The 14,970-nt window shown below is 56.9% G+C and carries 17 protein-coding genes and 1 other RNA gene; 9 read left to right on the forward strand and 9 right to left on the reverse strand.

Annotation, left to right across the window (positions count from 1 at the left end; all coding sequences use genetic code 11):
- Positions 1-76: 76 nt before the first annotated feature.
- The 9 genes from chrA to ACR0BU_RS05945 all read right to left on the reverse strand — a co-directional run bounded on the left by chrA (position 77) and on the right by ACR0BU_RS05945 (position 7,233).
- Positions 77-1,330, reverse strand: coding sequence for a chromate efflux transporter (gene chrA, locus ACR0BU_RS05905; RefSeq protein ID WP_480735474.1), 1,254 nt, complete (start codon positions 1,328-1,330; stop codon positions 77-79).
- The gene (locus ACR0BU_RS05910; RefSeq protein WP_480735475.1) at positions 1,327-2,142 is read right to left on the reverse strand and encodes a chromate resistance protein ChrB domain-containing protein; all 816 of its coding nucleotides are present in this window, start codon (positions 2,140-2,142) and stop codon (positions 1,327-1,329) included. Before ACR0BU_RS05910 ends, chrA begins: the two co-directional genes overlap by 4 nt.
- Before the next feature lie 129 nt (positions 2,143-2,271).
- Positions 2,272-2,703, reverse strand: a complete 432-nt coding sequence (locus tag ACR0BU_RS05915; RefSeq protein ID WP_298935632.1) for an ester cyclase — start codon at positions 2,701-2,703, stop codon at positions 2,272-2,274.
- 100 nt (positions 2,704-2,803) lie between these two features.
- Positions 2,804-3,175: a transfer-messenger RNA gene (gene ssrA, locus ACR0BU_RS05920) on the reverse strand.
- A 36-nt stretch (positions 3,176-3,211) separates the two neighbouring features.
- Positions 3,212-3,574 (reverse strand): DUF4345 family protein, encoded by a 363-nt coding sequence (locus ACR0BU_RS05925; RefSeq protein WP_299075173.1) that lies wholly within the window; start codon positions 3,572-3,574, stop codon positions 3,212-3,214.
- 18 nt (positions 3,575-3,592) lie between these two features.
- On the reverse strand, positions 3,593-4,243 hold the full coding sequence (locus ACR0BU_RS05930) for a TenA family protein (RefSeq protein ID WP_480735477.1): 651 nt from the start codon (positions 4,241-4,243) through the stop codon (positions 3,593-3,595).
- A gap of 59 nt (positions 4,244-4,302) precedes the next feature.
- Positions 4,303-4,956: a hypothetical protein gene (locus ACR0BU_RS05935; protein ID WP_298935628.1), complete on the reverse strand. Its 654-nt coding sequence runs from the start codon at positions 4,954-4,956 to the stop codon at positions 4,303-4,305.
- A 13-nt stretch (positions 4,957-4,969) separates the two neighbouring features.
- Entirely contained in the window at positions 4,970-6,370 is a 1,401-nt protein-coding gene (locus ACR0BU_RS05940) for a selenium-binding protein SBP56-related protein (protein WP_299075181.1), read from the reverse strand.
- Between the two features lie 131 nt (positions 6,371-6,501).
- Positions 6,502-7,233, reverse strand: a complete 732-nt coding sequence (locus tag ACR0BU_RS05945; RefSeq protein WP_298935626.1) for a FadR/GntR family transcriptional regulator — start codon at positions 7,231-7,233, stop codon at positions 6,502-6,504.
- A 98-nt stretch (positions 7,234-7,331) separates the two neighbouring features.
- On the opposite strand from ACR0BU_RS05945, the gene ACR0BU_RS05950 reads away from it, so the two are divergent.
- From ACR0BU_RS05950 to dxr, 9 genes are all read left to right on the forward strand, one after another.
- On the forward strand, positions 7,332-8,111 hold the full coding sequence (locus tag ACR0BU_RS05950) for a DUF2182 domain-containing protein (protein ID WP_299076625.1): 780 nt from the start codon (positions 7,332-7,334) through the stop codon (positions 8,109-8,111).
- A 4-nt stretch (positions 8,112-8,115) separates the two neighbouring features.
- Positions 8,116-8,820 carry a DUF1326 domain-containing protein gene (locus ACR0BU_RS05955; RefSeq protein WP_298935624.1) on the forward strand — a complete coding sequence of 235 codons (705 nt, stop codon included), beginning with the start codon at positions 8,116-8,118 and terminating at the stop codon, positions 8,818-8,820.
- Positions 8,820-9,326: a DinB family protein gene (locus ACR0BU_RS05960; protein ID WP_480735480.1), complete on the forward strand. Its 507-nt coding sequence runs from the start codon at positions 8,820-8,822 to the stop codon at positions 9,324-9,326. The genes ACR0BU_RS05955 and ACR0BU_RS05960 overlap by 1 nt, the downstream gene beginning before the upstream one ends.
- On the forward strand, positions 9,327-10,430 hold the full coding sequence (locus tag ACR0BU_RS05965; protein WP_480735482.1) for a dimethylsulfoniopropionate demethylase: 1,104 nt from the start codon (positions 9,327-9,329) through the stop codon (positions 10,428-10,430).
- Positions 10,431-10,532: 102 nt separating this feature from the next.
- Positions 10,533-11,528, forward strand: a complete 996-nt coding sequence (acuI, locus tag ACR0BU_RS05970; protein ID WP_480735484.1) for an acryloyl-CoA reductase — start codon at positions 10,533-10,535, stop codon at positions 11,526-11,528.
- Between the two features lie 184 nt (positions 11,529-11,712).
- Positions 11,713-12,276 carry a ribosome recycling factor gene (gene frr, locus ACR0BU_RS05975; RefSeq protein WP_120635394.1) on the forward strand — a complete coding sequence of 188 codons (564 nt, stop codon included), beginning with the start codon at positions 11,713-11,715 and terminating at the stop codon, positions 12,274-12,276.
- 9 nt (positions 12,277-12,285) lie between these two features.
- Entirely contained in the window at positions 12,286-13,017 is a 732-nt protein-coding gene (gene uppS / locus ACR0BU_RS05980) for a polyprenyl diphosphate synthase (protein WP_298935613.1), read from the forward strand.
- Positions 13,014-13,796 (forward strand): phosphatidate cytidylyltransferase, encoded by a 783-nt coding sequence (locus ACR0BU_RS05985; RefSeq protein WP_480735487.1) that lies wholly within the window; start codon positions 13,014-13,016, stop codon positions 13,794-13,796. Before uppS ends, ACR0BU_RS05985 begins: the two co-directional genes overlap by 4 nt.
- Positions 13,796-14,968: a 1-deoxy-D-xylulose-5-phosphate reductoisomerase gene (gene dxr / locus ACR0BU_RS05990; protein WP_480735488.1), complete on the forward strand. Its 1,173-nt coding sequence runs from the start codon at positions 13,796-13,798 to the stop codon at positions 14,966-14,968. The genes ACR0BU_RS05985 and dxr overlap by 1 nt, the downstream gene beginning before the upstream one ends.
- Positions 14,969-14,970 lie beyond the last annotated feature (2 nt).

Here is a 14,970-nt window from a genome sequence, read left to right on the forward strand (position 1 = left end):
GTGTCATCCTCGAAAGTGGTTGGACTCAGCATAGGGGTTTTGTTCGGAAACGAAAGGGCGCGTATGACCGGATTGATCAGATAAAATGTGCAGCCAATCCAACAACTGCCATCAGCGTCAACACAGTCGCCATCCCGAGTTTCATTCGGAAAATCAACACACCGGCGACAAGCGTCAAGGCCAGTGCCGTAAAGTCCAGGCTGCCGACATCCGGGACAGGAAGTGCTACCGGGCCCCATGACATTCGCGGAACGGATCCGAACAGAACGTTCAGGGCAAACCACAATGAAAGGTTGAGAATCACGCCCACGACGGCCGCGGTGATTCCATGCAATGCTGCAGACAGCCGGGGGCGGGTGGCCAAGCGGTCAAGATATGGGGCCGCCAGAAAAATCCAAAGGAAACAGGGAACAAATGTCGCCCAAAGCGCTACGGCTCCGGCTGCGAGCGCCAGCGAGAGACCGCCATTCATCTGTCCGGTTAGCATCGCCACAAATTGGGTGACCAGAATAAGGGGGCCGGGGGTGGTTTCCGCCAGCCCAAGCGCGTCGATCATCTGGTTGGTGCTGATCCAGTGGTATTGATCGACCACAGTTTGCGTCATGTAGGCGAGAACCGCATAGGCCCCGCCAAAGGTTACAACAGCCAAGCGCGCAAAGAACCAGCCCAAATCACTGAGCAGCTGTTGCCCGGTGATGCTGAGCAAAAACAATGGGCCCAGCCACAGCGTCAACCAAATGGCGGTTGTCCGCACGGGTCGCGCCAAGCTTGGGGTTGCAGGTGTTTCGATCACGGGAACCGTGCCCTTGAAGGACACATACCCCCACACTGCAGCAACAAGAATGATAAGCGGGAAGGGGAGGTTCAGCAGAAAGATCGCAATAAATCCCAGCCCTGCAATCATCCGATGCTCGACATCTGTCAATGCCTTGCGTGACAGGTTGCGTAGGGCCTGTAGGACAATCACGATGACTGTCGCTTTGATCCCCAGGAATGCGGACTGAACAGGTGGAAGATCGCCAAATGCTGCATAAAGCGAGACCAAGACGGTGATCACGATGGCCCCGGGCAGGACAAAGAGACTGCCGGCAATCAGGCCACCGCTCACACCGCGCATTTTCCAACCCGCATAGGTCGCCAGCTGCATAGCCTCGGGGCCCGGCAACAACATGCACAGCGACAAGGCCCGCAGATATGATTGTTCGTCCAGCCAGGGTCGGCGTTCGACAAGCTCTTGATGCATAAGCGAGATTTGCGCCGCTGGCCCGCCAAAAGACAGCAGACCGATGCGCCCAAACACTTGGATAAGTTCTTTCAATGTTGGCGTCATGGCTTGCGACCTGTGGGCCAGTCGTGACCTTCATCAAACCCATCGCGCGCCCAGCGATACAGCGCATCGTACAGGTTCATGCCCGCGTCGAGGTTTTCGTGATCGTCACGGAATTGGCGTGACAGTCCAACGGAAACGGCGAGCAATCCAGCCGCTTCGGGCGCCAGATCATGTCTGTTGGTGTCCGCAGCCCTGATCACACGTGCAAGTCGGTCCAAAGCGGCAGACGAGAGGCTGAATTCCTCCAGCAATGTATCAAACGTACATTTGTCGCCACGATGGGTCCAAAAGGTGTTTTCGACGTCAAAGAGGATGGCATCAAATTTCTCAGCTACGCTTTCAACCTCGTCCGGCGCAACGAACAAGAAACGGGCGTTGGGATCAATGAACCGCCGGATCAGCCAAGGGCACGCAATCCGATCGATCTTTGGCCGATGACGGGTCACCCAGACTGTTCCGCCGGCCGCCAGTGCGGGTAGGGGGGCAACAGGGATGCGCAACGCCTCTGGCAGGTCACGCCACGCATACATCCCGCCTTCTAGATATTCGGCTGAATGGCCTTCACTGCGCAGCCACGAGACCATTCCCTGACTCAGCTTTTTGCCTTTTTGACAAATGATGACACTCGGACGCCCCGAAAGCAGCCGAACCAACCCGGGTATGTCGGTTGCCGGGTGCCGGATCGACCCTGGGATCAGAAACGGATCGGCTTCGAAATCTTCATCGATACAAATATCGACCAGCACTGGTGCTTGTGGCGTGCCGATCAAACGCAGCAGTTGTCTGGGAGCAATTGAGTTTGGCGATGCCATGGCATGTTTCCTTATACTGTCGGATACATGCGAAACTTGGGCTGTCGCCTCACGGGGCGTTCGCAATCTTACCCCATGGCACTTGCTACCGCGCAAGCGCCTTGGGGGTCAAGATTGGTTTGCGTCTGATCAAGCCCAGTCGAGCCTTTGCCCAGTCATGCAAACTGGCAGTGTGTCCTGTGGAAACTGACCAAGTTGTTCAAACAATGACACAAAATCAAACTGGTTATAAGCCTCGACCATCTTGTTGTCTTTGAACCGCGCCATGACCTGACCTGTCACTTCAAGCGGCGCGCCATTGTCTGCACGAAAGGTTTTGACATGCAGAATGGCCGATACCCAATCGTCATTCTCGATGATCTTGGGCAAATCAACCTTGATTTCGCCCAGCACGTGTCGGAATGCCATAACCAGATCGCGGAAGTCATCCGCACCAACCTGCATTTCTGGGATCAACCCCTCGGCCATTGTTTCGGGCGCGAAGAACTGATCGATTGCGTCAGTATTCCCGTTTTCCCAAACCTCGGAATACCATGTTTTGAGTATGTCTGAATTTGCCATCCCGGCTCTCCTGTCTGTCCGGTCAGACGTTGGCAAAAAGGGATGAACAAACCCTGAATATGTACAGAGAACGCTAAAAACGCAGACAAAATTGCAGGAAAATGCAGGTTTCTGTTGCCAGGTACCTGCGAACCCCGCCTTACACGGCTAGGCGCAAGGGCTTAAGTTTCGGTCTTGCTACTGCTTACGCAGCAACTGCAACCGGAGCACGATTGTCATTTGCAATTGTACTGTTTTCGCCGGTAACGGTGGCAGACAGCCGAGACAAAGCTAACCCCTTTAGACGTTCGTCGATCCTATTTCGGCCCCCCGATTCTGACGAAATCCCCAAATGAAGGATATCTCCAGAAGATATATGGTGGAGCCGCCGGGTACCGCCCCCGGGTCCGATCCGCTTATTACGAGCGCGTTTATGTCCATAGTCCCGAAGGACAAGACTTATATAGGTGAGGTTCCGACCGGATGCAAACTCAGATTACATCCGCTCGATCTTAGCAGTTACAATATGTTATGGTGTTTTATTGATGTTCGCTGCAATCAGCCAAACAGCCAGGACCAGTTCGATTCCACCAAATGTTACGGCCTTGGCCAAGGGGGGATGGTCGACAAACACAGACACGAACCGCCCCAACGCCGCCCCGGCATAGACCACACCAAGCATGGCATAGGCCATCGGAGCGTTCAGCCACAGGACAGCTATGCCCGTCACGACAAACAACCCACCGACCGAGGCGCGCATCTCGCTTAGACCCATTGTACTATTTGTGGGTGCTAGATCCAACGACGCTGCCGTCCAAGCGGGCGCCAGAAATCCAAACAATCCAAAGCCGATGGTCAGTACGGCGGCGATGACATTCAGTGTTGTGACCATAAACGGACCTTTCCCGTATCAGGCCGCGTATGCGGCGTCGAAGAATTCACGCTCAAGCTCGATCGCGCGGTGGAACAGCTGTGTGACCTCGGCCTGAGCACTGGTATTCAGCGTGGGCCAGACCTTGTCGAGCTGACTTCGAAGGTAGTCCACAACGCTCTCGAACCCGTCGCCCGCATGTAGCGTGATCCATTCGGCGAACCAGAAAGGAAGTTCATCTTTCGGAGGGTTTTCCGGGCTGGCCCAGGTCAGATACACCCATTCGGCCACCACAAGGACAGCCAGCATGTTCTCATATCGACCTGATGTTGCGGCCTCGGCCATCAGGTCTTGAAATGCGCGGGTGGCCGGGGCGGCATCATTGCTGGGTTCGGTGCCCAAGGCCTCCATCGCGCGCAGGAAATAGGTATTTTCGGGGCCGGTGATCACCGCCAGAAATTGCGCTGCAGGGACACTGTCGGCCAAACTCGGGGCATGGGCGATGGCGCTGGCCAGCAGGCGCACAAAGCCGTCCACGAATTGATAATCCTGCTCCAGATACCAGCGCATCTTATGTTCGGGCAGGGTGCCGTCGGCCAATTCACGCGTGAAGGCGTGCGTGGTTGCGGCCTGCCAATCGGCGGATTTGCCCTGACGCAGCATATCTGTCGGGCGCGTGCTGTCTTGCATATGGAAGCTCCATGAAATGTCCGGGGCAGACAAAGCGTGTTTGAGTTCCAAGTGCAAGGTCACCCGAGCGTAGACCAGAGCCCCAACGCACCAACCAAAATTAGGCTGAACGCCCAGATCAGTTCGAGATTGAACCAGGTGCGCGATAGAAACTGCAGGCCCAACCAGCGATAAACGGCATAGGCGAGAAGACCCCCGCCCAAGATCATCGCGGCTGTATGGATTGCCGCAACCGCCAGTACCAGCAGGCCATTTGTGGCCATAATCTCGGATACGGCGCGATGGCCCGCATCCAGCTCATCCAGCCCACAGAGCCCAAGGTAGATCGGCACCAGCATCAGGGCGGCCCCGTGCGCCAATGCCACCAGAAAAGACCACAAGGCCAGCTTGCTGGGTGGAATACGCGACAACATCCGCGGATGGCGGCGTGTAATAGCGATGTAGAGACCCATGGCAATGACAATTAGCGCGGCGCCGATGCGGATTTCTTTTTGGTAATCCACCAATACCGCCATCAGCGCGAAGGGTAGAAGCACTCCCAGCATGGCCACGAAATGCCCGCCCGCCAAAGCCGCCAGCGCGCGCCACAGTGCCGATTGCCGTTGCTCCATCAATGCGGAAGATACCGCCAGCGGCCATCCCATACCGGGGTTCAACCCGTGATAAGCACCGCTGAGTACAACGGCCAGCCAAAGGCCAGCCGTTGATGTCATCAACCACTCCAAATTAGACGGAGGGGTAGCAGAAGCTGTCCGTTGAACAGTCGCCACCTTCCAGACGGATCTGATGGGCGCGATACCCGGCAGGGAAATCGACCCAGAATTTCGGATCCAGTGTCAGGCCTCCGTTCTCACCGACATCCGCCTTGACCATGGCGGCGCCGCGTTCACCGGGATAGAATTGATCATCCCAGGTGGAATACAGCGAATTGGTCCAGTAGACACGTTTGCCGTCGCGGCTGATTTCGACCATTTGGGGACCATAGCCAAAGTCCTGCCCGTTCGGGTGTTTGGTCTTTTTGACAATCCCGCCGACCTCGACCTTACCGGCCAATTTCGGGTTCATCGGGTCCGAAACATCGTATTGATGCATCTCACCCGTGCCCCAGCAGGCAACGTACAGATATTTGTCATCCAGGCTGAGGTCGATATCCGTGACCAGCGGAGGCACGGCCGAGAACCCTTTAAGCAACTCGGGCAGGTCGTCCGGGTCTGCCGGCTGCGGGTCGATCGTGATGGTTTTCTTGGCCTCGAACGTGCCATCGTCGTTGCGCCACCATGTAAAAATCGCGCCTTGCAGGTTGGTCGTGTCCACAACCACGCCACAGAACCCATATTGCTTGACCGGATCATGCGCAGGGCGAATTTCCAGCGCCATCTGGTGGTTTTCACCCAAATCAATTGTCTGGATGTTGGTTCGGTTGCGCAGGTTCCAGAAATGGATGCTGTGTCCGTATTTGTTCGACAGCAAATCCTCGGCCACGATCCCGTTTTCGAATTGCGGGGGCAGACCCCATTCGGAACTGACCATGTAATCGCGCGGCAGATTCCACCAGAAATCATAGTGTTTGTCCTGCACGCCGCGTTCGATTTCATAGCGTCCGATGATATCGAAGGTCTCGCAGTCCATGATGAAGATGCCCGGAGGGCCGTCTGTACCGTCTTCACCCGCACCGCCCAAGGTGCTGACATAGATGCCTTCGGGGCCGCAATGGATCGTATGGGGGCGGGAATACCCTGTCTTTGCAAAGACTTCTTCGGGTTCGATAATCTTGTGAATCTTCGCTTCCAGCGGGTTCTTCACATCGATGATGTAGATCCGGCTGGATCGAATGCCGGGAATGATCAAATACCGACGCTCGAGGAAGGCATGGCCACTAAGCGGCGACAGGGAAGACGAACAGGCATTCCATCCGAAATGGTGAAACTCATCGCCCTTTTCCGGCATGATCACCTGATGCACGATTTTGCCAAAGTCGTCCGATGTCGGATCGACATTCACAACCGCCAGCCCATCAGGTTGCGAAAAATCAGGACTGAGCATCAGCGTGAAAGCAAGCGTCTCAGTCGGGCCCTCCATTGCCAGTTTGGCTGATGGATAAAAGGTAGGGTCCGGTCTTTGGTTCATAACGTCCTCCCGTAAGCAATTGATATTCAATTTTATTGAGAGTTCCGGTCTTGATGCCGGATGACATCCTTCTAGCTGCTCGTGTGTCCTTGTGCCTGTTTCTCTGCCTCGAATTCGGGCCTGATGTGGGATCAGGCGGGTTTGCGTCGCCGTTCGGCCACATCATGGGCTAGCAGACGTGTGTAGGATTCAAGATCGACCAAAGTATTGTCTACAGTCTCGGCGTCCCGCGCCTCAAGCGCGTCAGCGATTTTCTCATGGAACAGAATGATTTCTTCGCGGGAACGCGCAGTGAAGGTGATCATGTTCATCAAGGGCTGCATCGCTTCGACTGCGCCGGCCAGTTGGTAGGACAAAACCGGGTTGCCTGCGCCATCGACCAACGCGCGATGAAAGGCCACATCTGATGCGCAGAAAGCCTCATCCGTCAGACCGGGTTGAGATTGGCGAAAAATCTCGGCGCGCATAGTCGCCAGTTGATCCGCCGTGCGCCGTTCCGCCGACATCGGCGCGCAGGCCCGCTCCAGCGCATACCGCGCCTCGCAAGCCGTGTCGAAGGTCACCGCATTCATCGACAACAACAGCGTCGAGGTTGTGATTTGCTGCGAATACGCGTCCTGAAAGCTGAGGCGATTGACAAATGCACCCCCGGAAGCGCCGCGTTGCGTCCGTATCAATGATTGGGCTGCCAGCCGCTTCAAGGCTTCGCGTACAGTAGGGCGCGAGACCTGAAACTGATCCGACAATTCGGTCTCAGACGGCAACCGCTCATCAACGATCAACTCTCCGGACACAATGGCATCACGGATGGCCTGTGCAATCTGGGCGGACAGGTCAGCAGGTTTTTGAGGGTCGATTTTCATGTTTCGGCAACCGTGGATCAATTTTTATTTGTCTGACATTTAAAAGTCTGACATTTGAAAAGCAAGAGATGAGTCGGGAGGGACACGTGAGTCGCGCAATGCTTCGCAGCGGTTTATGGCTGGGCTTTTACGCCATGATCCTGTGGTCATGGTGGATCATGTTCTCGATGAACCGGGACATGGATCTGGATTGGATCGGGCGCCCGGGCCCGATGGGCGAGGCGATGCGTGCCATGGACCCACGCATGGACATGTACATGCCCATGGCCGAGTTCGGCCCGTTGTTCTGGATGTGGGCGATCATGATGGCAGCGATGATGTTGCCGACGCTGGTACCCACCTTGCGCAGCTATGAAGACCTGATCCGCAGCGCTGACGGGTCGCGCAGCGGGTGGTTGGGCGTATTGACCGGCTATTTCGTGGTGTGGGTTGGATTTGCCGCCCTGATCACAGGTATTCAGCTTGTATTGCTGTTTGGCGGCGTTGTGGACATGCTGGGCATAGCCAAATCCAACTGGATCGCAGGCGGATTGCTGATCGCTGTTGGCGCTTTCCAGTTCACCCGTGCGAAAGAGGTCTGTCATGGCGTGTGCCACGCCCCAATGACCTATTTCCTGGGCCACTGGAAACCCGGCTTTACAGGCGGCCTGCGCATGGGCCTTGGATTGGGCGCGTTCTGTGTCGGCTGTTGCTGGGGCTTTATGGCGCTTGGCTTCGTCGGCGGTGTCATGAGCCTGTTGTGGATGGGGCTGGCGACCTTGTTTATGGTTTTGGAAAAACTTCCCCAAATCGGTCATGTCGTGACCCGACCGATGGGGTTTCTACTAATAGCAGGCGGCGCCGCACTGCTGATCTATCCCATTGTATACGGAGGATAAGCCTATGGCCAAAAACAGAAAACCAGAAGCCGACAGGTTGCCTATCAGTCAACGGATCGACAGCCGCATGCCCAACCCCAAGCGGCGCGAGATGAGCCCGACGGAATGGGCCATTAAAGGTGAGCTGATCCTAAACTGTTCCTGCGATGTGTTTTGTCCCTGTGTTGTGTCTCTGGGCGCGCACCCTCCAACCGAAGGGCATTGCCACGCCTGGATGGGTGTGATCATCGATGAAGGCCATTTCGAAGGTGAGGATCTGTCGGGTCTGAACGTCGGTCTTTTGGTCGATATTCCCGGCCGCATGGGTGAGGGGCAGTGGAAAGTTGCGGCCTATGTGGACGAACGCGCCAGCGGCAAAGCGTACAATGGTCTGCTGCAAATCTTCAGTGGTCAGGCGGGGGGCACCACGGGTCTGTTCACCATGCTGGTCAGCGAGATCATCGGCGCCGAACGTGCCCCGGTTCAGATTGAGCGAGACGGTAACAAGCGTCGGATCGCCATTGGGCGCAAGATTCAGGGCGAGATCGAGATGCTGGCGGGCCAGGACCCGGAGCACCCGGTCATGGTGTCGAACTCAAAATATTGGATGGGTCCGGACATCATTGTGGCTCGTGGAACCAAGTCGCGGGTGCGCGACTATGGCCGCATTTGGGACTTTGGCGGCAAATCCGCCGAAATTTGCCCCATCGACTGGCATGGACCAAAGTGATGATCACCGGTGCCTATGCCCTTGAAATGGCGCGTTATAATACGTGGCAAAACAATCAGCTGGCAGAGTTCTTTGAAGGTCTGACCCAAGAAGAATTGACGCGCGAACGTGGGGCTTTTTTCGGGTCGATCCTGGGAACGGCAAACCACCTGCTCTGGGGCGACTGGATCTGGATGTCGCGCTTTGACAAGGGCGAAGGCCCCAATTGCGGAATACCGGAAAGCACCGCGATCTGCGCGGATCTGAGCGAATGGCTGCCCCTTCGGAATACCATGGACGCGCGCATAGCAGACTGGGCCAAGAGCCTGGGAGACGGCTCTTTGACGGGTGAGTTCACGTGGTTTTCAGCCGCGAAACAAGACGATGTTACGGTGCCTTACGCCCGAAGCATCATCCATTTCTTCAATCACCAGACCCATCACCGGGGACAAATCCACAAAATGCTGACTGAAACCGGCTCGGCCGCGCCTGTCAGCGATCTTGTCTTTATGCCACAGGAGGTGTGAATGCCGCAAATTTCCTTGTCCCGCCGCTTGCGGCGAACGCCATTTTCAGATGGCGTCGAAGCTGCGGGCGTAAAGGCATATACGGTTTATAACCACATGTTGTTGCCTACGGTTTTCGAAAGCGTGCAGGCTGATTATCGGCACCTGAAGGAACGTGTTCAGGTTTGGGATGTTTCCTGCGAACGCCAGGTCGAACTGCGAGGGCCCGACGCAGCACGGTTGATGCAGATGCTGACGCCCCGAGATTTGCGCGGCATGCTGCCGGGCCAGTGCTTTTACGTGCCTATTGTCGATGAAACCGGCGGCATGTTGAACGATCCGGTGGCTGTGAAACTGTCCGAAGATCGCTGGTGGGTCTCTATTGCCGACAGCGATTTGTTGCTTTGGGTCAAGGGCTTGGCCAACGGGTATCGTCTGGACGTGCTGGTGGATGAGCCGGACGTTTCACCTCTGGCGATTCAAGGACCAAAGGCCGACGAACTCATGGCACGGGTCTTTGGCGACCGGGTGCGGGACATTCGGTTCTTCAAATTTGACATGTTCCAGTTCGAAGGCAGGGATCTGGCGGTTGCACGCTCAGGCTATTCCAAGCAGGGCGGTTTTGAGATCTATGTCGAAGGCAGAGATATCGGCATGCCTTTGTGGAATGCGCTGTTCGCTGCGGGTGGGGACCTGCAAGTGCGCGCCGGATGTCCGAATTTGATCGAGCGGATCGAAGGTGGCTTGTTGTCTTACGGCAACGACATGACCGACGATAACACTCCGCATGAATGTGGGTTAGGCAAGTTCTGCAACACCCATACGGCAATTGGTTGCATCGGACGAGACGCCCTGCTGCGCGTGGCCAAGGAAGGACCAGTTCAGCAAATCCGACCGATCGCGATTGAAGGGGATGTTGTGCCGCCATGTGATGGCCCCTGGCCGGTATATGCAAGTGGCAAACGGGTGGGGCAGGTGACCTCTTCGGCCTGGTCCCCAGATTTCGAAACAAACGTTTCGATTGGTATGCTGAGGTTGAGCCACTGGGACGCTGGAACAGGTGTGGAGGTCGAGACACCTGACGGCATGCGCCGCGCAACGGTGCAAGAGAGGTTCTGGATTTAATGGGTGTTGGGGCTCTGCCCGCGTTGCTACGCAACTCCCCCGGGATATTTTTGGCCAGATGAAGTGTGAATCCGGTCGCGAAACAACGAAAGGAAGCTTTGGATGTTCAATGCATTGGTGATGGAAAAGGATGAGGAAAGCGGCCTGGCGAGCGCGTCGGTCCAGCAGCTTTCTTTGGATGCGCTGCCACATGGCGACGTGACTGTGGCCGTCGAGTATTCCACTGTGAACTACAAAGACGGTTTGTGCATGTCGCCCAAGGGCGGCGGGTTGGTGCGATCTTATCCGCATGTGCCCGGCATCGATTATGCCGGTACGGTCGAGGCGTCCTCGGATGATCGCTACAAGCCGGGTGACAAGGTTGTTCTGACCGGTTGGCGCGTGGGTGAGGCGCATTGGGGTGGCTATTCTCAGAGAGCCAACGCATTGGCGGACTGGCTGGTACCCTTGCCCGATGGCCTGGATACGCGACAGGCTATGGCCGTGGGAACCGCTGGTTTCACCGCGATGCTGGCCGTGATGGCCTTGGAAGATCATGGCATGACACCGGAGCACGGACCCGTGCTGGTGACTGGTGCCGCAGGTGGCGTTGGATCGGTTGCGACGGCCATTCTGGGTCATCTGGGCTATGAGGTTGCGGCCGTGACTGGCCGTCCGGAAACCGGAGATTACCTGAGATCCCTGGGGGCTACGACTATTGTTCCGCGTGATGAGCTGAATGAGACCACCAAACGCCCGCTTGAAAGCGAAAACTGGGCGGGCTGCGTTGATGCGGTTGGTGGCGAAATGCTGGCGCGTGTGTTGGGGCAAATGAAATACGGTGCCTCTGTTGCCGCGGTTGGTCTGGCGGGTGGCGCGGCATTGCCTGCAACCGTGATTCCGTTCCTGTTGCGAGGGGTGAACCTGCTGGGCATCGACAGCGTTATGCAGCCTTATGACAACCGCGTCCGGGCTTGGCAGCGGGTTGCCACGGATTTGCCCATGGACAAGCTGGAAGCAATGGTTCACCCGGCCGCTTTGTCCGATCTTCCCCAACTGGGCGCAGACATTCTGAAAGGTCAGGTCAAGGGCCGTGTGGTTGTTGATGTGAACGCCTGACGGCAAAAGACATTTCCAAACCGGCTGACCCACAGGTTGGCCGGTTTTCTGATTGAGATGTTGATGAAAAATGGCCGAAACGACTCTGGCCATCGGTACAATTCCTGATCATGATTGCTATACATCCCAATTGTGATGGCTTAAGACCCATCCAAACATCACCTGAAGACGGGGAGTGAGCAGCATGTCTGACGACTTTGAACTGGACACCGATGATTTGAAACGCCGCATGGACGGCGCTATGGCGAACCTCAGAACCGAATTTGCGTCGCTGCGGACAGGTCGGGCGTCGGCCTCGATGCTCGAACCTGTGATGGTGGACGCTTATGGCGCGATGACACCGATCAACCAAGTGGGCACAGTGAACGTTCCTGAACCGCGCATGGTCACGGTAAATGTCTGGGACAAGGGCCTTGTCGGCAAAGTGGAAAAAGCGATCCGCGAAAGCGGGTTAGGGATCAATCCTCAGCTGAATGGCACGATCATCATGCTGCCGATCCCCGAATTGAACGAAGAACGCCGCCGCGAGCTGACCAAGGTGGCCGGGCAATATGCAGAAAGCGCGCGTGTCTCCGTCCGCAACGTCCGCCGTGACGGTATGGATCAGATCAAGAAGGCCAAAGCCGACGGCATGTCCGAGGATGATCAGAAGTTCTGGGAAAGCGAAGTTCAGGACCTGACGGACGAGATGATCAAAGCCGTCGATGCTGCGCTTGAGAACAAGCAGTCCGAAATCATGCAGGTCTGAACCGGTAAAATGCCCAAAGATCCCCAACCCGAACTGTGTGCCGGCCCGCGCCATGTCGCCATCATCATGGATGGCAACGGCCGTTGGGCACAGGCACGCGGACGGCCAAGGCTGTTTGGTCACCATGCAGGTGCGCGGCGCGTGCGCGAAGTGGTCGAAGCCTGCCCGGGATTGGGCATCAAATATCTGACAGTGTTTGCCTTTTCGACAGAAAACTGGAAACGGACGCAGGTCGAAGTCGCCGGATTGATGAGCCTGTTTCGGCGCTACATCATCAAGGAAACCACTACGCTGGCGGAAAACGGCATTCGCGTGCGTTTCATTGGGGATCGGGTGCGGCTGGATGCCAAGCTGACCGATTTGATGGATACGCTGGAAGAGGAAACAAAAGGTAACGATCTGGTTCATCTGACCGTAGCGTTGAACTATGGCGGCCGGGATGAAGTGGCGCGGGCGACCAAGCGTCTGGCCCTGGACGTGGCCGAAGGCCGGTTGCGGCCCGAGGATGTAGATCAGGAAACGCTGCCAAAATACCTGGATACTCGTGTTCTGCCGGACCCGGACCTGGTGATCCGGACCAGTGGCGAAGCCCGGATTTCCAACTTTCTGCTCTGGCAATCGGCGTATTCGGAATACGAATTCATCGACACGCTCTGGCCCGATTTCTCTGCGGATGAGTTGGAACGCCTGTGCCGCAATTACGGGTCGCGCGAACGGCGGTTTGGAGCGGTTCCGGCATGAGTGACGGCCGATGGTCTGATCTGACCACGCGGGTTCTGTCTGCGATCGTTCTGGTTGCGATTGGCTCGGTCGAGGTTTGGCTGGGGGGGATCTGGTTCGAGACCTTCATCGCCGCCGCATGTGGTCTTATGACCTGGGAACTGGTCCGCATGATCGAGCCACAGCGGGCAGGCGTGGCTGTGCAATTGGGCATTCTGACCGGGGTTGCGGTCATTCTAAGCTATCACTTGCCGCCCTTGTACAAAGTGCCGTTTCTGCTGGCTCCGGCGCTGGTTGGGGCAGGGCAGGTCAGCCAGTTCCGCGGATTGTACGCGGTGTTTGCCATCTGGATAGCTGCCGCAGGCTTGGGGTTCATATCCATTCGCGAAAACATGGGCTTTGGCTGGATGATCTGGTTGATCACAGTTGTCGTGGCCACGGATGTTGCCGGCTATTTCGTTGGCAAAGCCGTTGGTGGCCCTAAATTCTGGCCCAAGGTCAGTCCGAAGAAAACCTGGTCCGGCACTGCCGGAGGGTGGGTTGCGGCGGCAATTGTCGGGATAGTGTTCGCCCAATATGGCGGGTTTGGTGTGGCCTTCGTCCTGATCTCGGTTCTGGCGTCGATGGCCAGCCAGGCGGGTGACATTGTCGAAAGCGCTGCGAAGCGCAAATTCGGGGTCAAGGACAGTTCCAACCTGATCCCAGGTCATGGCGGGTTTCTGGATCGTTTCGACGGTATGATGGGGGCGTCCTTGTTTGTTCTCATTGCTGGATTGATCTACGCGCCCGGAGCCATGTGATGCGGAAAGTTTCGATCTTTGGTGCAACCGGCTCGATCGGGCAGAACACGATTGACCTGATTGCGCGAAACCCAGACGCCTATGATGTCGTCGCCCTGACAGGCGGGGCGAATATCGCGCAGCTGGCGGCAGATGCCCGCAAGTTGGGCGCTAATCTCGCGGTTACGGCCCATGAAGACCGCTTTCAAGACCTGAAAGATGCGCTGCAAGGCAGCGGGGTCGAGGTTGCAGCAGGTGAGACTGCCATTGCCGAGGCCGCAGCACGGCCGGCCGATTGGGTAATGTCGGCGATTGTGGGTGCGGCTGGCCTGGCACCGGGGATCGAGGCGTTGAAGCAAGGGGCCGCGTTGGCGCTGGCAAACAAAGAAACGCTTGTTTGTGCTGGTGCGTTGGTCTTGGACACGGCGCGCGCGCATGACGCGCGTATCCTGCCGGTAGACAGCGAGCATTCGGCTGTGTTTCAGGCTTTAGCTGGCGAAGATATGGACGCAGTTGAGCGGGTGATTATCACCGCCAGTGGTGGTGCCTTTCGGGACTGGCCGCTGCCGGAACTGGCCAAAGCCACTGTCGCGCAGGCGTCCAACCACCCAAATTGGAATATGGGTCAGCGCATCACGATCGACAGTGCATCTATGTTCAACAAGGCCTTGGAGGTCATAGAGACCCGAGAGTTCTTTGGCATTGCCCCGGATCAGATCGAAGTTCTGGTGCATCCGGAATCCATTGTGCACGCGATGGTGGGGTTTCACGATGGGGCGGTGATGGCCCATTTGGGCGCGCCGGATATGCGCCATGCCATCGGATATGCATTGCATTGGCCGGAACGACAGGCTCTGCCGGTGCAACGGCTGGATCTGGCAAAGCTGGGGCAGTTGCGCTTTAGCGATCCGGATCTGGCGCGGTATCCGGCGCTGAAATTGGCGCGCGACGTCATGGCGCGCGGCGGGTTGTCCGGCGCCGTGTTCAACGCCGCCAAAGAACGCGCCCTGGACCTTTTCATCGCACACCGGATCGGATTCCTGAATATGGCCGAGGTCGTGGACGCGGTTCTAGAGCGGTTCGAGGCAACGGATGGCCTTATTGATGCCCCTATGACACTTGATAACGTGTGGAAAACAGACCATCTGGCACGTCAATGGGTTGATGATGCCGTGATCAAACGAGCAGGATAAAA

This window comes from Ruegeria sp. CK2 (assembly GCF_056536585.1).